Source organism: Armatimonas sp. (genome assembly GCF_031410135.1).
Classification (GTDB): domain Bacteria; phylum Armatimonadota; class Armatimonadia; order Armatimonadales; family Armatimonadaceae; genus Armatimonas.
In genome coordinates, this window is sequence record NZ_JANNYP010000424.1 from 1 (window position 1) to 17,261 (window position 17,261).

The 17,261-nt window shown below is 56.9% G+C and carries 25 protein-coding genes; 24 read left to right on the forward strand and 1 reads right to left on the reverse strand.

Features of this window, described 5'->3' with window-relative positions:
* Nucleotides 1-232 precede the first annotated feature (232 nt).
* Genes RMO15_RS15565 through RMO15_RS15575 form a run of 3 tightly spaced genes read left to right on the forward strand, consistent with a single transcriptional unit; the run spans nt 233 to nt 2,822 of the window.
* Entirely contained in the window at nt 233-1,816 is a 1,584-nt protein-coding gene (locus tag RMO15_RS15565) for a hypothetical protein (RefSeq protein ID WP_309714367.1), read from the forward strand.
* Nucleotides 1,813-2,079 carry a hypothetical protein gene (locus tag RMO15_RS15570; protein ID WP_309714368.1) on the forward strand — a complete coding sequence of 89 codons (267 nt, stop codon included), beginning with the start codon at nt 1,813-1,815 and terminating at the stop codon, nt 2,077-2,079. The genes RMO15_RS15565 and RMO15_RS15570 overlap by 4 nt, the downstream gene beginning before the upstream one ends.
* Nucleotides 2,076-2,822, forward strand: coding sequence for a hypothetical protein (locus tag RMO15_RS15575; RefSeq protein WP_309714369.1), 747 nt, complete (start codon nt 2,076-2,078; stop codon nt 2,820-2,822). Before RMO15_RS15570 ends, RMO15_RS15575 begins: the two co-directional genes overlap by 4 nt.
* An 83-nt stretch (nt 2,823-2,905) precedes the next feature.
* Here the strand turns inward: RMO15_RS15575 and gndA are convergent, their stop codons facing one another.
* Nucleotides 2,906-4,321, reverse strand: a complete 1,416-nt coding sequence (gene gndA, locus RMO15_RS15580) for an NADP-dependent phosphogluconate dehydrogenase (protein ID WP_309714370.1) — start codon at nt 4,319-4,321, stop codon at nt 2,906-2,908.
* Nucleotides 4,322-4,530: 209 nt separating this feature from the next.
* Between gndA and rpsN the strand changes: the two genes are divergently transcribed.
* From rpsN to RMO15_RS15685, 21 genes are all read left to right on the forward strand, one after another.
* Complete coding sequence (gene rpsN, locus RMO15_RS15585; RefSeq protein ID WP_309714371.1) at nt 4,531-4,800, forward strand: 30S ribosomal protein S14; 270 nt, start codon at nt 4,531-4,533, stop codon at nt 4,798-4,800.
* Between the two features lie 19 nt (nt 4,801-4,819).
* Nucleotides 4,820-5,230: a 30S ribosomal protein S8 gene (gene rpsH, locus RMO15_RS15590; RefSeq protein WP_309714372.1), complete on the forward strand. Its 411-nt coding sequence runs from the start codon at nt 4,820-4,822 to the stop codon at nt 5,228-5,230.
* A 47-nt stretch (nt 5,231-5,277) separates the two neighbouring features.
* On the forward strand, nt 5,278-5,859 hold the full coding sequence (gene rplF / locus RMO15_RS15595; RefSeq protein WP_309714373.1) for a 50S ribosomal protein L6: 582 nt from the start codon (nt 5,278-5,280) through the stop codon (nt 5,857-5,859).
* 49 nt (nt 5,860-5,908) lie between these two features.
* The gene (gene rplR, locus RMO15_RS15600; protein WP_309714374.1) at nt 5,909-6,268 is read left to right on the forward strand and encodes a 50S ribosomal protein L18; all 360 of its coding nucleotides are present in this window, start codon (nt 5,909-5,911) and stop codon (nt 6,266-6,268) included.
* Nucleotides 6,269-6,271: 3 nt separating this feature from the next.
* Nucleotides 6,272-6,826, forward strand: coding sequence for a 30S ribosomal protein S5 (gene rpsE / locus RMO15_RS15605; protein WP_309714375.1), 555 nt, complete (start codon nt 6,272-6,274; stop codon nt 6,824-6,826).
* Nucleotides 6,816-7,007 carry a 50S ribosomal protein L30 gene (rpmD, locus tag RMO15_RS15610; RefSeq protein WP_309714376.1) on the forward strand — a complete coding sequence of 64 codons (192 nt, stop codon included), beginning with the start codon at nt 6,816-6,818 and terminating at the stop codon, nt 7,005-7,007. The genes rpsE and rpmD overlap by 11 nt, the downstream gene beginning before the upstream one ends.
* Nucleotides 7,004-7,474 carry a 50S ribosomal protein L15 gene (rplO, locus tag RMO15_RS15615; RefSeq protein WP_309714377.1) on the forward strand — a complete coding sequence of 157 codons (471 nt, stop codon included), beginning with the start codon at nt 7,004-7,006 and terminating at the stop codon, nt 7,472-7,474. The genes rpmD and rplO overlap by 4 nt, the downstream gene beginning before the upstream one ends.
* Nucleotides 7,475-7,546: 72 nt before the next feature.
* Complete coding sequence (gene secY, locus RMO15_RS15620) at nt 7,547-8,884, forward strand: preprotein translocase subunit SecY (protein ID WP_309714378.1); 1,338 nt, start codon at nt 7,547-7,549, stop codon at nt 8,882-8,884.
* A 3-nt stretch (nt 8,885-8,887) separates the two neighbouring features.
* A complete protein-coding gene (locus RMO15_RS15625; protein ID WP_309714379.1) occupies nt 8,888-9,535 on the forward strand; it encodes a nucleoside monophosphate kinase in 648 nt (215 codons plus the stop codon).
* A 230-nt stretch (nt 9,536-9,765) separates the two neighbouring features.
* Nucleotides 9,766-9,966 (forward strand): translation initiation factor IF-1, encoded by a 201-nt coding sequence (gene infA / locus RMO15_RS15630; RefSeq protein ID WP_309695437.1) that lies wholly within the window; start codon nt 9,766-9,768, stop codon nt 9,964-9,966.
* Nucleotides 9,967-9,982: 16 nt separating this feature from the next.
* Nucleotides 9,983-10,096 (forward strand): 50S ribosomal protein L36, encoded by a 114-nt coding sequence (gene rpmJ / locus RMO15_RS15635; protein ID WP_309714380.1) that lies wholly within the window; start codon nt 9,983-9,985, stop codon nt 10,094-10,096.
* Nucleotides 10,097-10,117: 21 nt separating this feature from the next.
* Entirely contained in the window at nt 10,118-10,492 is a 375-nt protein-coding gene (gene rpsM, locus RMO15_RS15640) for a 30S ribosomal protein S13 (protein ID WP_184202910.1), read from the forward strand.
* Nucleotides 10,493-10,495: 3 nt separating this feature from the next.
* Nucleotides 10,496-10,897: a 30S ribosomal protein S11 gene (gene rpsK, locus RMO15_RS15645; RefSeq protein WP_309714381.1), complete on the forward strand. Its 402-nt coding sequence runs from the start codon at nt 10,496-10,498 to the stop codon at nt 10,895-10,897.
* 68 nt (nt 10,898-10,965) lie between these two features.
* On the forward strand, nt 10,966-11,613 hold the full coding sequence (rpsD, locus tag RMO15_RS15650) for a 30S ribosomal protein S4 (protein WP_309714382.1): 648 nt from the start codon (nt 10,966-10,968) through the stop codon (nt 11,611-11,613).
* An 18-nt stretch (nt 11,614-11,631) separates the two neighbouring features.
* The gene (locus RMO15_RS15655; protein WP_309714383.1) at nt 11,632-12,645 is read left to right on the forward strand and encodes a DNA-directed RNA polymerase subunit alpha; all 1,014 of its coding nucleotides are present in this window, start codon (nt 11,632-11,634) and stop codon (nt 12,643-12,645) included.
* An 11-nt stretch (nt 12,646-12,656) separates the two neighbouring features.
* Entirely contained in the window at nt 12,657-13,031 is a 375-nt protein-coding gene (rplQ, locus tag RMO15_RS15660; protein WP_309714384.1) for a 50S ribosomal protein L17, read from the forward strand.
* Nucleotides 13,032-13,048: 17 nt separating this feature from the next.
* The gene (truA, locus tag RMO15_RS15665) at nt 13,049-13,810 is read left to right on the forward strand and encodes a tRNA pseudouridine(38-40) synthase TruA (protein WP_309714385.1); all 762 of its coding nucleotides are present in this window, start codon (nt 13,049-13,051) and stop codon (nt 13,808-13,810) included.
* Nucleotides 13,811-14,251: a 50S ribosomal protein L13 gene (gene rplM / locus RMO15_RS15670; protein ID WP_309714386.1), complete on the forward strand. Its 441-nt coding sequence runs from the start codon at nt 13,811-13,813 to the stop codon at nt 14,249-14,251.
* Nucleotides 14,252-14,254: 3 nt separating this feature from the next.
* Nucleotides 14,255-14,647, forward strand: a complete 393-nt coding sequence (gene rpsI / locus RMO15_RS15675; protein WP_309714387.1) for a 30S ribosomal protein S9 — start codon at nt 14,255-14,257, stop codon at nt 14,645-14,647.
* A gap of 87 nt (nt 14,648-14,734) precedes the next feature.
* The gene (locus RMO15_RS15680; protein WP_309714388.1) at nt 14,735-16,174 is read left to right on the forward strand and encodes a sulfatase-like hydrolase/transferase; all 1,440 of its coding nucleotides are present in this window, start codon (nt 14,735-14,737) and stop codon (nt 16,172-16,174) included.
* Nucleotides 16,175-16,252: 78 nt separating this feature from the next.
* A complete protein-coding gene (locus tag RMO15_RS15685; protein ID WP_309714389.1) occupies nt 16,253-17,092 on the forward strand; it encodes an RNA methyltransferase in 840 nt (279 codons plus the stop codon).
* Nucleotides 17,093-17,261 lie beyond the last annotated feature (169 nt).

Here is a 17,261-nt window from a genome sequence, read left to right on the forward strand (position 1 = left end):
CGGTGCCACCCGATTCTGTCGTCTTCGTAGCTATCTTCAGACTTGTGGTAAGCAGGGCTTGAATCGCCTGGAGTGCTTATGCTCTATTTTTCGAGGCGAGCCGATTTTGCCAGCCGTACAAATGGATGGCTGAGCCGTTACGTTTTCTGAAGGAAAATACAGGAAATTTTATGGTCGCGAGAATTTTTCTCTACTGCTGGTTTCGTTGGCGAAAATCCCCGATAATAGGGAAGTGCACCGTCACTTACCGCGACTGACTCTCTTTGCGACGCTGGGTTTGTATCTGGCGTTTCTGTTGCCACGGCTTTTGTGGATTGACGACGCGGGAGTCTGGGTGGGGCAGGAGCATCTCTGGAGCGACTGGCCGTGGCACATTGCGATGATGCGCCAGCTCGCCGACGGGGCGTGGACGCACCCGCTGATCGGGGGCGAGCCGCTCAACTACCCGTTTGCGATGGCATTTCTCTCGGCAGGGCTGCTGAAGCTGGGAATGGGTGTGACGGCGGCGTTTCTCTTTCCCATCCTGCCGCTCTGGTTTCTCCTCCTGGCCGGAATGCACCGCTTCTGGACACGGATTTTAGAAAATCCCTGGCTGGCCTTGCTTCCGATCTACCTTTTCTTCTTCGCCGCCGGGCCAGGGTACTTGCGCTGGTTTATGGACATCAAAATGCAGGGCGTGGGAGCGATTCTTGCACCACCGCAGGAGTACGGACGCGCCCTCGACGACTGGGGCTACCAGTGGTACGCGGGAAACTTTATGGTGGGGATGCTCTTACCACAGCGGGCGTTTCTACCCGGCATGACCCTGACGATCTGGCTTCTGTGTGGCCTGCAAACCGCAACGACAAAAAAACAGTGGGGGCTGATTGGCCTTGGTGCAGGCATCTTGCCAATTGTCCACATGCACAGCCTTCTGGCGCTGATGGTCTTTGGCGCGGTGCTGCTCTGGCCGCACCGAGCTCGGTGGAGAGAGTGGGGACTGGCGCTCGTGCCCGGTGTTGTCCTTGCCGCCGCGCTCTACATGTTTCTTCTCCGACCCAGCACGCCGTACCCAAACTTTGTGAAAGTTCAAGTGGGTTACGAGGCCAAAAACGTCCTGGACTGGTTTCTGATGTGGTGGCGCTTCTGGGGAATGGCGCTGCCCGTGACGCTAGCCGGGCTGTTTTTCGTCCCGCGCGGCCCACTTCGCCCCATTTTGCTCGCTGCTGGGGCACTCTTTATTCTTGGCAACTTGATCCTGTTCCAGCCGGTCGCTTGGGACAACTCTAAGGTCTTCCTCTGGGCGTACTTTGGCTTCTGCGGCGCAATGGCGAGCCTGTTGGCCCACTTCTGGACACGGGATCTGTTGGGCAAACTCACAACGGTCATCCTCTGCCTCACCCTCACCCTGACCGGAGTTGCGGAGCTGATTCGTCTCCAACGCACCGATATCCGTCCCCTCCAGATCATCTCACAGACCGACTTGTTGGTGGCTGAGTCGTTGCGGGAGCAGACCAAGCCCGGCGCGATCTTTCTGACGGGAATGGATATCGCCAACGCTCCGCTCTGGGCGGGTCGTCCGATCTTTTTGGGCTTCGGCGGCTGGATGGCAAACTTCGCCTACGACCACAGCCAGCGCGAGACGGACTTAAAGGAGATGTTCTCAGGAGCCCCCGATGCCCCCGAGTTGCTCAAAAAATGGCATATTGACTATGTGTTCATCGGCCCTGGAGAGCGTGGGAGCTGGGGAGCCAACGAAGCCTGGTATGACGCCCACTACCCGCTTCTGCTGCGCATGGGGGATCGCTCGGTGTACCAGATTACGGTGAACCGATGATCGTCTATATAGTCCAGAAACGCCACTGGCAGTTCAACGATGACTACTACATTCTTGAGGATTCGTCCCCTATTCGAGGATTTGAGAGTGGGGACGATGCAGAATCATATCGTTTGCAGTGTGAAGAAGTGGAGCACAATAGATGGAAGAAAATGGAAGAGACGTATGCGAAATCTACCGATTGGTTTAAGGGCGAAGAGGGTGTAAAAGCTCCCTTCGAGTATCCCTTTTTTGAAGTTATTGTAGCCGAGCTGGAGCCATGAAACAGGTTCTCTTTGTGGTTCGCTTGCACCCTTCTTTTCGTTTTTGGGAACTGCCATACCAGCTTGGACACGATGACCGATCCATTATGCGCCGCTTTCCTGAGGTGGCCGCACTGTTTCCAACGCGCGCTCATGCTGTCCAATTTTCTGCTATGACACTGCCCATTGGGACAAATCCATTCGCTGTGGATTACTGGACTGCGTATGCAGATGATGAGGTATTGACTCTCAACCTCTATGATCCCGACTGGCTCTCCAATCCGTTCGATGCAGAGTTACGTGACTTTGAGTCACGCAGAAATTTTGATGTTGAAGAATTTTCCAAGAGTGTCGAAGAGCAGGGATTTTCCTTCTTAAAACCATCTGAATGGGACACACCACTTGCCTGGCAGACGTGGTGGGAAGAAACAACTCGCAATTACAGTGAGAATCAAAAACAGCAGCTACGGAAGGAATGGCGACTTCCTAATTGGCGACCCAATCCTTTTGATACGGAGACTATCCATTTAGAGTGGCAGGATAGCTGGCTATTATGGCTTGACAACAAACACGAGGTGCTCAAAGAGGAGCTGTCCGACCTCGCTGTACAACTCAGTGTGCCAATACTAGATTTAGACGCAGAACTGGCGCTATATCACTGGTGGGAAAAATCTGCTAGTAAGCTCTCCGCAGAGGCGCGCGAAAAGCTCTGGCGCTTGCTCTGTCCGCATCCCTGGGAAATCGTCGAAGTACCCCTCGGCTAAAGACTTCCCTCAGGCTCCCCTCCTTTCCCTTCCTCCCAAGGTTGGGAGGAGGGGCTGGGGGAGGAGGGTAATCGGGAGGAGGGTTACGCCCCCCAGGACGAGTGGAAGGTGCCTTCGCGGTCGGTGCGCTCGTAGGTGTGCGCTCCGAAGAGATCGCGCTGTGCCTGGATGAGATTGGCGGGTAGGCTGGCGCGGCGGTAGCCGTCGTAGTAGGCCAGCGACGACGCAAACGCGGGAACGGGAACCCCTAGCTTCACGGCCTCACCGACCACGCGACGCCATGCCGCTTGACGCGAGGCGAGACCATCGGTGAAGTACGGATCGAGCATCAGGTTGGCGAGCTCCGCGTTAGTATCGTAGGCATCCTTGATACGATTCAGGAACCGGGCGCGGATGATGCACCCCCCCCGCCAGATCGTCGCAATCTCGCCACGGTTCAGGCTCCAGCCAAACTCCGCCGCCGCCGCATCCATCTGCTGGATTCCCTGAGCATACGCCACTATCTTGGAGCAGTAGAGCGCGTCCCGGATGTCGTTAATAAAAGCGGCTTTGTCTCCGTGAAAGGCCACGTCCGTCGGGCCAGGGAGAACCGTGCTGGCCGCGACGCGCTCGTCTTTTAGAGCGGAGAGGCAGCGGGCAAAGACGGCCTCCGTGATACCCGTCACGGGAATCCCAAGATCCAGCGCGTTCTGACTAGTCCACTTACCAGTGCCTTTTTGCGCGGCCTTATCCAGCACAAAGTCCACCAAGTGGCCATCAGTGAGCGTGTCTTTGGTTTGGAAAATCTGGGTCGTGATCTCGATTAGGAAGCTGTCCAGATCGCCCTCGTTCCATTCACCAAAAGTCTTGGCTAGCTCCTCGTTGCTGAGACCACAGACATTTTTCAATAAATCGTAGGCCTCGGCGATAAGCTGCATGTCGGCGTACTCGATGCCGTTGTGGATCATCTTGACGTAGTGGCCTGCGCCATCCGCGCCGATATAGGCGACGCACGGCGTACCATCTACTTTGGCGGAGATCGCCTCGAAGATCGGTGCGATTCGCTCGTAGGCATCGCGCTGGCCGCCGGGCATGATGCTGGGGCCGTTGAGTGCACCCTCTTCGCCACCCGAAACCCCGACGCCTAGGAAATTCAGGCCCTTTGCCGTGAGGTCTTTGTTGCGGCGCTGCGTGTCGGTGTAGAGTGAGTTGCCGCCATCAATGAGTGTGTCGCCCAGCGAGAGTAGGGGAACCAGCTCGTCAATGACCGCGTCCACCGGGCCACCCGCTTTCACCATAATTAATATTGTGCGCGGCGCCTCTAGAGCTTCGACTAGCTCTTTCAGGCTGTGCGCTCCAACGAAAGCACCCTCGCTACCAAAATCGGCGAGGAACTCATCCACTTTGCTGGCAGTACGGTTGTGCACCGCGATAGGGAAGCCATGATGGGCGACATTGCGGGCGAGGTTCTGGCCCATGACGGCGAGGCCAGTGAGGCCAAACTGAGGTTTCTGACTCAAAATATACTCCGTGTTGAGAGATTCGCCCTCATTCTACCGCACCTGTTTCTTTGCAGAGAAAATTGACATTTACCTTATCTGTGATATACTGCCCTCTTTGGTGGCTAATGTCTTTTTGCCACTCGAAATTCCAAATGGCGGGGCCGCTTGAAAATGACCCCGCGCCAAAGCCGGGTGGTGATCAACACCATCAGGACCTGGAGAAAAAAATGGCCCGAGAATCCTGGAAGACGCGCGAAGCGCGGCGCATCGCCACCGTGGCGAAGTATGCCGACAAGCGTGCAGAACTGAAGAAGAAGGGCGACTACGAAGCGCTGGCACTCCTGCCGCGTGACGCGTCGCCGTGTCGTGTAAAGAATCGTTGCTCCATCACGGGGCGTGCTAGCGGTTACATGCGAAAGTTTGGCGTCTCTCGCCAGACCTTCCGTGAGCTGGCCCACCGTGGTCTTATCCCTGGCATCCGCAAGGCGAGCTGGTAATTTTTAAGGAGCAACGACCATGGTAATCAACGATCCTATCGGCGACCTGCTGACTCGTATCCGCAACGCCCAAATGGCCAACCACGACTCGCTGGAGATGCCCTCTAGCCAGATCAAGCTGGAGGTTCTGCGCCTTCTGCAGGCCGAAGGTTTCATCACCAAGTACGAACTGGTTGAAGATACCCCCCAGAACCGCATCAAAGTCACCCTCAAGTACGCCACCGGTGTGGGACAGAAGCGCTTCCCTGTAATTCAGGGCCTCAAGCGTGTCTCCAAGCCTGGTCTGCGTGTCTACGTTCCGGCTGACAAGATTCCTTCCGTCAAGCGTGGTCTTGGCGTCGCTATCTTGACCACATCCCGTGGTGTGCTGACCGGCAAACAAGCGAAGAAACAGGGTGTGGGCGGGGAAGTCCTAGCCTTTATCTACTAAGCACGGTGATCGTGACTCCGGCGCGATGCCGGAGGGAGTAACCAAAAATGTCCCGAATTGGAAAACAACCTATAACGCTGCCTGCGGGTGTGACAGTAAAGGCGGAGGCCGATGGCCTTGTCAGTGTCACAGGCCCCAAGGGTACGCTCTCGCGGCGCGTCTCGCCCCGCATGACACTCTCGGTTGAGGGAACCACGCTGAGCGTCGTTCGCCCTACCGACTCTGACGATGATCGTTCTCAGCACGGGCTCATCCGCACCCTGGTGAACAACATGGTGGTGGGGGTCTCGGTAGGCTACCAAAAAGTGCTGAACGTCACCGGTGTTGGATACCGTGCAACCGTGGAGGGGGGCAACCTAGTCCTCAACGTCGGCTACTCCCACTCGGTAACCGTGAACCCACGTCCTGGTATCACCTTCACCGCTGTCGTAGATCCTGCGACCCGTATGCCGGTGATCACCGTGGTCGGTATTGACAAAGAGATGGTCGGCCAGCAGTCCGCCGAGATCCGCAAAGTCCGCAAGCCTGAGCCTTACAAGGGCAAGGGTATCCGCTACAGCGACGAGATTGTACGTCGCAAGGCGGGTAAGTCCGGCAAGGCCGGTAAGGGCGGCGCGAAGAAGAAGTAACACCCGGTAGGGGGGCGGGCGCTCCCGTTCCCTGCGGAAAGGCAAGTAAATGAGTTTGAATCGAAATGCGACGCGTCTTCAGCGTCACACACGCATCCGGAAGCGGATGCACGGGGATGCGGAACGTCCTCGGCTGAGTATTTATCGTTCCCTGAATCACATCTATGCTCAGATCGTCAATGATGAAGAAGGCCGCACTCTGGCAGCCGCTTCTTCACTGGACAAAGATCTGCGGGTTGCTGCCAATGGGGGTAACCTGGAAGGTGCGCAGGCAGTCGGTAAGCTGATCGCCGAGCGTGCTCAGGCAGCGGGTGTCACCAAAGTGGTCTTTGACCGTGGTGGCTATCTCTATCATGGACGCATTAAGTCACTAGCTGATGCGGCTCGAGAAGGCGGACTGGAGTTCTAAGGTATGGCAAGAATCAATCCTGATGCGCTCCCTAACCTGGAGGGGCGCGTCGTTCGGACGAATAAAGTCCAGAAAACCAACAAGGGTGGCCGGACCATGTCCTGGTCTATCCTGGTCGTAATGGGCGATGGCAATGGTCACGTCGGTGCGGGTATTGGCAAGGCGCGTGCTATCCCGGATGCCGTGCGAAAAGGCGAGGAAGATGCCAAGAAGAACCTAATCAAGGTTCCGATTGTCAATGGAACCATCCCGCACGAAGTCCTGGCGATGCATGGTGCTTCCGAAGTCCTGCTCAAGCCTGCTGCCGCAGGTACCGGAGTGGTGGCGGGCGGCGCGGTGCGTGTGCTGCTTGAGGCGGCGGGCGTCCACGATGTCCTAGCCAAGTCCATTGGGTCCAACAACCCCGTCAACAATGCCTGGGCAACCATGAAGGCATTTGCGCAGCTCAAGACAGTGGATGAGTACGCCGCTCTGCGTGGCAAGTCCGCTGACGAGGTTCGCCGTGGCTCTGCGGAGAACGCAGTCGCGGTAAAGGAGGAGAGCGGAGATGGCGCTTAAAGTCACTCTGGTCAAGAGTCCTATTGGATTTGAGAAGTCACAGGGAGCAACCGCTCGCGCACTGGGGCTAACTCGTATTGGCCGATCTGTTGAAGTTCCTGACAATGCTTCGATCCAGGGAATGGTCTTCAAGATCAAGCATATGGTCACTGTTGAGCAAGTCGAGGAGGCTGCCAAGTGAATCTTTCCGATCTTTCGCCCTCTGAGGGCTCACGACACCGCCGCAAGCGGATCGGTCGTGGTGTGGGTTCCGGCCATGGTAAGACCAGTACCCACGGTCACAAGGGTGATAAAGCCCGTGGTACCGTGCGTCCCGGTTTTGAAGGAGGTCAGACACCTCTGCACCGCCGCCTGCCAAAGCAGCGTGGTATTGGTACGGGCCTGACAGCGCGTGGCTTCAATAATGGCCGCTTCAAGACCCACTACAATATCGTCAACCTGGGCAACTTAGATGCCCGTTTCGAGGATGGCGCGACCGTGGATCCTGAGACCGTTCTGGCATCGGGACTCGTTCGTAGCAACGGTTTGCGTTTGAAGGTGCTGGCTGAGGGAACGCTTACCAAGAAGCTGACCATCAAGGCACATAAGTTCAGTGGAAACGCTCAAGCGGCTATCGAAGCAGCGGGCGGCACCTCTGAAGTCCTCTAGGCTCTCCTAAAAAGAGCAGTAATTCGCGAGGCCGGGAACTTTTCCTGGCCTCGTTTTGATACAATAGACATCATGCTTGAAAAACTCGCAGCGGCCTGGGCAGTCCCGGACATCCAAAAACGTTTGATCTTTGTCCTAAAAGCCTTTTTGGTCTACGTCATCGCATCGCATATCCCAATGGCTGGGATCAATCACGACGCTGTCAATAAGCTCGTCTCTCAGGGGCTTTTGAACGCCTACGACGTGTTCTCGGGCGGGGCACTGAAACGTGTCTCGATCATCGGCCTCTCGCTGATGCCCTACATCAATGCCTCCATCGTGATGCAGCTCCTAACCGTGGCGATCCCGCAGCTCCAGGCACTCTCGAAAGAGGGCGAGTCGGGGCGGCGTCAGATCAGCAAGATCACACGCTACGCCAGTATCGGCCTCGGCTTTGTACAGGCAGCGGGTCTTTACAACATGTTTGCTAGCGGAGGAGCGATTCCCAAGGGCTTCTTCCCGATGCTGGAGATGATGCTCATCATGACCGCGGGCACCATGTTTCTTCTCTGGATGGGCGAGCAGCTCACCGAGAAGGGAATTGGAAATGGAACGAGCCTGATCATCTTTGTGGGGATCATGATCTCCATTCCGAACCAGATCATCATGACCTTCAAGCTGGTGCAAGAAGGCGCTGTCTCGATCTTCGGTGTGCTTGGGATGGCGATTCTCTTTTTGGCCTCAATTGTTGGAGTGATCTACATGACGCAGGGGACGCGCCGGATTCCGGTGCTGAACATGCGAAAAGTAACAACGGGTGGCAAGATGACCGCCAGTGGCCAGTCGTATCTACCACTGAAGGTCAACACGGCGGGTGTGATTCCGATTATCTTCGCGATGTCTATCCAGCTCTTCCCGCAGACCTTCCAGCAGTTCTTCCCAAGAGAGAGTGGGCCATTCGGTGAGTTTCTGTATAACGCAACCATGTGGCTCAATCCTGGCAGCGGCAATATCTTTGCATCGCTGATGTTTGCGGCCTTGGTGATGTTCTTCACGTATTTCTACACCGCTGTCCAGTACGATACCAACGATATTGCGGACAATCTGAAGAAGTACGGCTCGCTCATTCCAGGAGTGAAACCTGGCAAGCCGACCGCAGAGTACCTGGACACGGTTCTGACGCGCATCACGCTGGCCGGTGCGGTCTTTCTGGCGACCATCTCCCTGATGCAGTACTGGGCTCCCATCCTAACGGGGACAGGGATCAAGGGACTCTCGATGATTGGAGGCACATCTCTGCTGATCGTCGTGGGAGTGGCCTTGGAGACCATGACGGCTATTGAGGCCCAGATGGCGATGCGCAACTACGAGGGCTTTATCAAGACCCGGCCTAGCGATAGTGACAACATGATGCGGGGCCGGATGCGATAGCCTGTGCGGCTAGTCTTGCTAGGCCCACCTGGTGTGGGTAAGGGAACCCAAGGGGCACGTCTGAGCCAGGCGCTCGGCGTGCCCTCCGTTTCGACAGGAGCATTACTGCGGGAGCTGATTGCGTCTGGCGCGGAGACACCACAGGTTCAGGAAGCCCGGCAGATTCTCCGTGGTGCCTTTGTCTCTGACAGTTTTGCCAATGCGCTAGCGTTTGGGGCGATGGCAGGACAGCCAGGGTTTATCCTAGACGGCTATCCGCGGAGTGTAGGGCAGGCAGAGGCTCTGGAGGGCGCGCTAGCGGCTCAGGGAGTGAGGCTGGATGCCGTGCTACTTCTTAAGCTCAGTGCAGAGGCCCTCAGTGAGCGCATGGCAGGGCGACGGCTCTGCCTAGGCTGTGGGGCCACCTACCATGTGCGAATCGCTCCTCCGAAGTGTGAGGGGGTCTGTGACCGGTGCAGCAACAAACTGGGTCTGCGCCCTGAGGACGATCAACCCGAAAAACGTAGGCTGCGTGGGCAGCTCTACGAGACCCAGACAGCACCTCTGATTGCCTTTTATCACGGTCGGGGATTGCTCCATGAGATAGATGCTGAGGGACTACCCGAGGCCGTTTTTAGAAAAGTTTGCGAAAGCCTCCGTCGTTTGATATAATCGGCGATTGTGTGCCACTGTCTTTGAAGGTCAGTCTGGCACGCCAACGAGCGGGGGTTGACCAACAAAGAAAGAACAGTATGGCAGGAAGAAGTGGTGGCTATCGGCCTGGTGGACGACCAGGCGGTGGACGGCCCGGAAGCGGACGGCCCGGTGGTGGCAGTCGTAGCGGAAGTGGGGGACGTACACCAACTCCTCCGGTCTCAGATGAGCCGGAAAAGGAGCAAGGCATCGAGGTGCAAGGGACGATTGTCGAGAACTTGCCCAACACGATGTTCAAGGTGAAGCTAGAGAGCGGGCACGAGGTGCTGGCACATATCTCTGGTAAGATCCGGATGCACTACATCAAGATCCTGCCTGGTGATCGTGTTCTGGTAGAACTCTCGCCTTATGACCTTACGAGAGGTCGAATTCTCTATCGCTACCGATAGGGAGGTTTATAAAAATATGAAAGTTCGAGCATCCGTTAAACCCATCTGTATCAACTGCAAAGTGATTAAGCGAGAAGGCGTTCTGCGCGTTATCTGCAAAAATCCCAAGCATAAGCAGCGTCAGGGTTAATTTTCAGAGGAGTAAAAGTCCGTGGCACGTATTGCTGGTGTAGACCTGCCCCGCGACAAAAGCGTGGAGTACGCTTTGCCTGATATCTTCGGAGTCGGCCTGGCCGGTGGCCGGGTGATTCTGGAACAAGCAAAGATTGACCCCCGTAAAAAAGTTGCGGAATTGACGGAGACGGAAGTCTCCACCCTGCGCGATATTATTGAAAAAGAATGGCGCGTTGAGGGAGACCTGCGGCGTCAGATTGCGATGAACATTCGTCGTCTGCAGGAGATTCAGTGCTATCGCGGCCTGCGACATCGCCGAGGGCTACCCGTTCGTGGGCAGCGCACCTCGACGAACGCTCGTACCCGCAAAGGCCCCAAGCGCACAGTGGGCGCCAAGAAGAAGAAGAAATAGCGTATGGCACGAAAAACAACGGCTCAGGCTGGACGTGGCAAGCCCAAGGTTCGCAAGAACATTGCGGTGGGAGTCGCGCACATCCAGAGCACTTTCAACAACACAATTATCACCCTTACCGATACCAAAGGAGAAGCTATCTCCTGGTCTTCGGCGGGTCAGGTAGGGTTCAAGGGTACCAAAAAAGGCACCCCCTTCGCCGCACAGCTGGCTGCTGAAAGCGCCGCTCGAAAGGCGATGGAGCATGGCCTCAAGCGTGTGGATGTTCTTGTCAAGGGACCAGGTTCTGGTCGTGAGACGGCTATCCGCGCTCTGGGCCAGGTTGGACTCGAAGTCAGCCTGATCAAGGATGTCACGCCACTGCCGCACAACGGCTGCCGTGCCCCTAAACGTCGTCGCGTGTGAGTGTGGCTCTGGAGATCAGAGCCAACTTGTAAACCTATGCAGAAGATGCATAGGGACGAAGAGGAAATATGTCAAAATCGTCACCTAACTCTGTCAGCGGGGATACCCGCTGTCGAAAGTGCCGTCGTGCCGGAGAGAAACTTTATCTCAAGGGAGCACGGTGCTACTCCAAGAAGTGCGCTATTGAGCGCCGCAACTACGCGCCAGGCCAGCATGGCCCCAATGCGCGTCCTTCCAAGCCTACGGACTACGGCAAGCAGCTTCGCGAGAAGCAGAAGATGCGCCAGATGTACCGCGTCCTGGAAGGTCCCTTCCGCGCCTATGTGTCGGAAGCTTCCCGTCGCCGCGGTGTAACCGGTGAGAATCTTCTCCAGCTTTTGGAGATGCGCCTGGATAATGTCGTCTACCGCCTTGGGTTCTCTACCAGCCGTGCCCAGGCTCGTCAGCTCGTCAGTCACGGACACCTGATGGTCAATGGAAAGCCGGTGGACATCGCTTCCTACCAAGTACGTGCGGGCGATACCATCTCCATTGCAGAAGGCTCTCGGCGAATGAGTGTCATTCAGGATGCCCTAGCAGGAGCAGGCTCACGCACTCCCACTTGGCTCACCATGGATGCCCATCAGTTCGCAGGTAAGGTGCTCGCTGCGCCTCGTCGTGATGAAGTGGACTCGCAGGTTTCGGAGCAGATCATTATCGAGTTCTACTCCCGCTAGTTCTCAGGAGGAGACAATATGGCTATTCAGGAGACGGTTGTACCTCGTATCGAGACGCTGGAGCAGTCCGATGTGTTTGGCAAGTTTGTTGTCGAACCATTGGAGCCAGGCTATGGCGTTACACTGGGCAACTCACTTCGTCGTGTTATGCTTTCTTCTATCATCGGAGCCGCCATCACGTCGGTTCGGATTGAAGGAGTACAGCACGAGTTCCAGACCATTCCCGGGCTGAAAGAAGACGCGACCGAGCTATTTTTAAATCTTAAAGAGCTCTGGGTTCGCATTGACGACGACGATGAGGAAGAAGAAGATCTTTCCAACGCCCCCCGTGTCATCCGGGTGGATGCACGCGGATCGGGACGTATCACGGGAGCAGACGTTGTCTGCCCACCGGATATGGAAGTAGTTAACCCCGAGTGCTATCTGGCAACAATCTCCGATGAGACAGCAAGTCTGTACATCGAGATGAAGATCGAGCGTGGTCGTGGGTACGTGATGCCTGATAAGGGTGTCAAGACCAGCGATATCATCGGGGAGATCCCGGTGCCCGCAGCCTTTGGGCCGGTGCGTAAGGTCAACTACACCGTCGATCCCACCCGTGTGGGAAACCGAAACGACTACGAGCGTCTGACAATGGACATTACGACCAACGGGACGATCGAGCCGAGTGTGGCACTTTCGCAGGCGGCGCTGATGCTCTCGGAGTATTTCCAGCGCTTTGTCGATCATAAGGGTGGTCCGGTTCGTCCGTTTATCATGCCGATCGGTGGTGGCCTGGGCGCAAATGGCGCACCCGATACTCGCATTGAGGAGCTAGACTTCTCGGTACGTACATACAACTGTCTGAAAAAGGCAAATGTGCTTACCGTGGGCGAGCTTGCTCTGATGAGCGAAGTGGACTTGATGAATATTCGCAACTTTGGAAAGAAGTCTCTGACCGAAGTGAAGGAAAAGCTAAACACGATGGGCCTTACCCTTAAGGACTCCGATGGCTATTTCCCCGGCGAAGACGACGACGAGGATGAGGATTAAGGAAGTAAACGATGCGACACCGAATCGGTGGGCGGCAGTTTGGTCTTGCTTCGGATGCGCGTATCGCGCTTCTGAAGGGCCTACTGCGCTCCATGATCATCTATAAGAAAATTGAGACGACCGAGGCACGCGCCAAGGAGATCCAGCCCATGGTTGAGAAGCTGGTGACCCGCGCGAAGAACAACGATACCGTGCACGCACGCCGTATCGTCCGTGCCGCTATCGGTGGTAAGAGCGCCAGCGATGAGGATATCATCAAGGAGCTATTTACAGTCATTGCCCCGAACTTCAAGGATCGGCCCGGCGGTTACACCCGCATGGCTCACAAGAGTGTTCGACGTGGCGATGGGGCACCGGTTGTGGTGCTGGAGTTCGTCAACGACTGAGGCTGCTTTCGTCGCTGATGAAACGTGTTCGCTTAACCTTAGAGTACGATGGTACCGATTTAGCTGGTTTCCAGCTTCAGGGTAAGGGAGAGCGAACCGTTCAGGGAGACCTAGAGGCGGTTCTACTCCAGATGACCGGAACACAGATCCGGGTGTCTGGAGCGGGCCGCACCGATGCAGGCGTCCACGCGCTGGGGCAAGTTGCTCACTTCGATGTGGACTGGAAAATTTCAGAAGAGAAGATCGTCGGTGCACTAAATGCTCATCTGCCACGTGATATTAGCGTGCGACAGGCCGGGCATGCTGAGCAAGAGTTTCATGCTCGGTACAGTGCAACAAGCCGAACCTATCGCTACGCGATCCTCAACCGTCCGCAGCCCTCGGCGCTACTGACACGCTATGTCTGGCATGTCACCCGTCCGCTGAATCTGGTGGCGATGCAGGAAGCGGGGCGAGTGCTCTGTGGGACGCATGACTTTGCGACGTTTGGGCAACCGAGTGCGCCTGGGCTAAGCACAGTGCGTGTGGTCGAGCGGATCGTGGTGCGCCCGTGGGGGTCGTGCTTGCTGATTACCGTGCGAGGGAATGCCTTTTTGCGCCAGATGGTGCGAAGCTTGGTGGGAACTCTGGTCATGGTGGGGCAAGAAAGGCTGGATCGCGGCGAGGTCTCGAAACTTCTGGAAGTGCGTGATCGGCGGGCATGTCCCCCGATTGCCCCGGCAAAAGGGCTCTGTCTGGTAAAAGTCGGCTATGACGGGCAGCGAATAGGAATAAATTAAATGAAAACGTATGCAGTAAAAGCGGACGAAATCCAGCGCGACTGGATCGTCCTAGATGCAACAGGCGTGCCGATGGGCCGCCTCGCGGCCAAGGCTGCGGCAATCCTGCGAGGAAAGACCAAAGCGATCTTCTCCCCGCACATGGACTGTGGTGATCATGTGATCATTATCAACGCCGAGCGAACGATCTTGACAGGCAACAATAAGGGCGATGAGCCGATCTACCGCCACACCCTCTATCCGGGTGGCCTGAAGCAAGTGCCCCGCGCTGAGCTTCTGGAGAAGCGCCCCGACTATGCGGTTCTTCGCACGGTCAAGGGCATGCTTCCCCACAACCGGCTGGGAGCCCAGATGCTGACCAAGCTTCGTGTTTATGCCGGTGAGAATCATCCGCATGAGGCACAGATCAAGGGCGCAGCCAAAGCAAAGGCAGAAGGTTAAACAATGGCAGAGACACGAACGTATGCAACTGGTAAGCGCAAGTGCGCTATCGCCCGCGTCTGGCTTTCGCCCGGCGATGGGACAATCACGATCAATGGCAAAACGGTGATGGAGTACTTCTGCCGCCGTACCCTCGAAGCGCTGATCAATCAGCCCTTCGCTGCGACTCGTAGCGAGGGACGATTTTCGATCTTCGCCAAGACGAAGGGCGGGGGAATCTCCGGCCAGGCAGGCGCTCTGCGCCACGGTATCAGCAAGGCTCTGGTCGAGTTCGACCCTGAGCTGCGCGTGGTGCTACGCCGCAACGGCTTCCTGACCCGCGACCCGCGTGTCAAGGAATCCAAGAAGTACGGTCGCAAGCGCGCCCGTCGCGGATTCCAGTTCAGCAAGCGTTAATCGCTCGCCCCCTAACCCCCGCCCAGCGGGGGGGACTAATTCGATGTATGCCCGGCAGGAATTTTCCTGCTGGGCTATACTGTTTTTATGAACCTGATTCTCTTCAACCCCGATGAGTTTCGTGCGGAGAGCGCTCACTGCTACGGGCATCCGCTGGCACCAACGCCAAATTTAGATCGCCTCGCTGCAGAGGGAACGCGCTTTGACCAGTGCCATGTGCAGCATCCGGTGTGCACGCCCTCGCGCTGCTCGTTTATGACGGGCTGGTATCCGCATGTGCGGGGCCACCGGACTCTCTGGCATACGCTCCAGCCCGATGAGCCCAATCTTTTGCGCTACTTAAAGCAGGCGGGCTACGAGGTGGTCTGGGGTGGCAAGAACGATTTGCTGAGCCCGGAGAGCTTTGCAAGCAGCGTGGACGACTGGAAGCTCGATAAGCGCAGCACACGGGCAATTCGGGGAGTGCCGACGAGCCGCAATCCGTGGTCGCAGTACGATGATCGCTTTGCGTCGTTTTTGTACGAACCCACGGACGCCCCTCTAGAGGCTCTGGGAGACTTTGCGAAGGTGGACGGGGCGATTGAGTATCTTAAGAGTGGCCCGACGCAGCCGTTCTGTCTCTACCTGCCGCTACTCTTTCCCCACTGTCCGTATGTCGCGCCGCAGCCTTGGCACGATCTGATTGACCCCGATGCGCTCCCCGCCCTGCGCCCTGTGCGCGGCGACGGTGCCCCCGACTTTCATAAGATGATTCGTCAGACTCGAAAGCTGGATCGGCTGGACGAGAGCGTCTTGCGCAAGATCAACGCAGTTTATTTGGGGATGATCGGAGTGGTGGATCACCTGCTCGGGATGCTGTTAGACACGCTGGAGCAGACGGGGCTCGCCGACGACACAGCAATTGTGTTTTTCTCCGACCACGGTGACTGGGCGGGCGACTATGGCCTCGTGGAGAAGTGGCCCTCGGCATTAGACGACACCATCACACGGGTGCCTCTGGTGATTAAGATTCCGGGGGGCAAGCGCGGTCACGTGGTGACGGAGCCCGTGGAGCTATTCGACATCTTCGCCACGGCCCTGGAGCTCACGGGCACCGAGGCGCGTCACACGCACTTTGCTCGCTCCCTGGTTCCTCAGCTTCAGGGCGCGGCGGGCGACCCGAACCGGGTGGTCTTTGCCGAGGGGGGCTATGCGTTTCACGAGCCGCTGTGCTTTGAGGGACGACAAAACGAGGCGATCTTTCGGGATACGACTCACATCTACTATCCCAAGGGCCGCCTCCAGCAAGACTATCCCGAGAGCGTCTGCCGTGCTGCCATGGTTCGTACCCAGACCCACAAGCTCATCCGGCGTCCCGATGGCACCAGTGAACTCTACGATCTCGTCGCCGACCCGCAGGAGCTACGCAATCTCTACGGCCAACAGCTTGATATTCAGGCGGCACTAGAGCGTCGGCTACTGGACTGGTATCTCCAGACTGCCGATGTCACGCCTCACACCGAGTGGCCGCGCGGCTTTCCAGTATAATGGCGTTTGGGCAGGATTGACTGCCCTTTGACTGGCCTGATCGTGGGGGCACTTTGGCCTGCCCTGAAAAAAGGAGCGATGCATAAATGTTCCTCTCTTTCTTCGTTTCTCTCTCCCGCTGCGCTTGAGCGGCGGCTCTGCTCTCTGACCCACAGCCGCGAGGCGCGGGAGAGCCAGGTAGCGTTCTTTGCCGAGGGCATGCGCTTTGTTGCCGCTGCTCTCGCGAATCCTCATACCGAGTTCGAGTGCGCCGTGATCGCGCCCGAGCTGGCGACCCATCCCTTTATCGCGACGCTACGTCAGCAGCTCCGTGCTCGCGAGATTCCTCTCTACACCATTCCCGGCTCGCTCTTTCGTCGGCTCTCGATTGCGGAGGAGCCGCAGGGAGTTGGCATCATCTGCAAGCAGCGCCTTCAGCCATTGGGGCGCGTAAGCCCCGACGCCGGGCTGTGCTGGTTGGCCCTCGATACCATCCGTTCACCGGGGAACCTCGGGACGATCTGTCGCACGGCGGATGCGGTTGGGGCAGCGGGGCTGATCTTAATCGGTACCAGTATTGATCCCTTTGCCCCCCAAGTCATCCGTGCGACGATGGGCTCGCTCTTTGCCCTGCGCCTCATCCGCACCGACGAAGCCTCCTTTGCTCGCTGGCGGGAGAAGCATGGCGTCACCCTGGTAGGAACCTCGCCACACGCTACCACTGACTATCATGCCTTCGCTTATCCCGAGCGCACTGTACTCTGGTTGGGCGGTGAGCGCGAAGGGCTAGGGGAGAGCCAGCTTTCGGTCTGTGATCAAGTCGTACATATCCCCATGGTGGGCACCGCCGACTCCCTCAATGTCGCGACCGCCACCGCCATTCTCCTCTACGAAGTCTTCAATCAACAACGGTCAAAGCTCATCTCAAGACATAAATAAAGTAATTGCAAATAAGTCCGTCAATTTCCTTGACAACTTCTTCTTGTTGGGATAATATTCTCCTTGCGCCTCGGCCCAAGCCAAGCGCAGTGACTTGAAGAAATGACAGTTACTGACGGACTTTTACAATTAAATAGTGTTACAGATAGCTTTGTTTGTTGTGTTCTTT

Coding starts and splice junctions, on each gene's coding strand:
- rplQ (WP_309714384.1), top strand. CDS start 12,657: ATGCGACACCGAATCGGTGGGCGGCAGTTTGGTCTTGCTTCGGATGCG.
- rplM (WP_309714386.1), top strand. CDS start 13,811: ATGAAAACGTATGCAGTAAAAGCGGACGAAATCCAGCGCGACTGGATC.
- rpmD (WP_309714376.1), top strand. CDS start 6,816: ATGGCGCTTAAAGTCACTCTGGTCAAGAGTCCTATTGGATTTGAGAAG.
- rpsE (WP_309714375.1), top strand. CDS start 6,272: ATGGCAAGAATCAATCCTGATGCGCTCCCTAACCTGGAGGGGCGCGTC.
- rpmJ (WP_309714380.1), top strand. CDS start 9,983: ATGAAAGTTCGAGCATCCGTTAAACCCATCTGTATCAACTGCAAAGTG.
- RMO15_RS15685 (WP_309714389.1), top strand. CDS start 16,253: ATGCATAAATGTTCCTCTCTTTCTTCGTTTCTCTCTCCCGCTGCGCTT.
- rpsN (WP_309714371.1), top strand. CDS start 4,531: ATGGCCCGAGAATCCTGGAAGACGCGCGAAGCGCGGCGCATCGCCACC.
- RMO15_RS15575 (WP_309714369.1), top strand. CDS start 2,076: ATGAAACAGGTTCTCTTTGTGGTTCGCTTGCACCCTTCTTTTCGTTTT.
- RMO15_RS15570 (WP_309714368.1), top strand. CDS start 1,813: ATGATCGTCTATATAGTCCAGAAACGCCACTGGCAGTTCAACGATGAC.
- truA (WP_309714385.1), top strand. CDS start 13,049: ATGAAACGTGTTCGCTTAACCTTAGAGTACGATGGTACCGATTTAGCT.
- rpsI (WP_309714387.1), top strand. CDS start 14,255: ATGGCAGAGACACGAACGTATGCAACTGGTAAGCGCAAGTGCGCTATC.
- rpsD (WP_309714382.1), top strand. CDS start 10,966: ATGTCAAAATCGTCACCTAACTCTGTCAGCGGGGATACCCGCTGTCGA.
- rpsH (WP_309714372.1), top strand. CDS start 4,820: ATGGTAATCAACGATCCTATCGGCGACCTGCTGACTCGTATCCGCAAC.
- rpsK (WP_309714381.1), top strand. CDS start 10,496: ATGGCACGAAAAACAACGGCTCAGGCTGGACGTGGCAAGCCCAAGGTT.
- RMO15_RS15680 (WP_309714388.1), top strand. CDS start 14,735: ATGAACCTGATTCTCTTCAACCCCGATGAGTTTCGTGCGGAGAGCGCT.
- secY (WP_309714378.1), top strand. CDS start 7,547: ATGCTTGAAAAACTCGCAGCGGCCTGGGCAGTCCCGGACATCCAAAAA.
- rplR (WP_309714374.1), top strand. CDS start 5,909: ATGAGTTTGAATCGAAATGCGACGCGTCTTCAGCGTCACACACGCATC.
- rplF (WP_309714373.1), top strand. CDS start 5,278: ATGTCCCGAATTGGAAAACAACCTATAACGCTGCCTGCGGGTGTGACA.
- RMO15_RS15655 (WP_309714383.1), top strand. CDS start 11,632: ATGGCTATTCAGGAGACGGTTGTACCTCGTATCGAGACGCTGGAGCAG.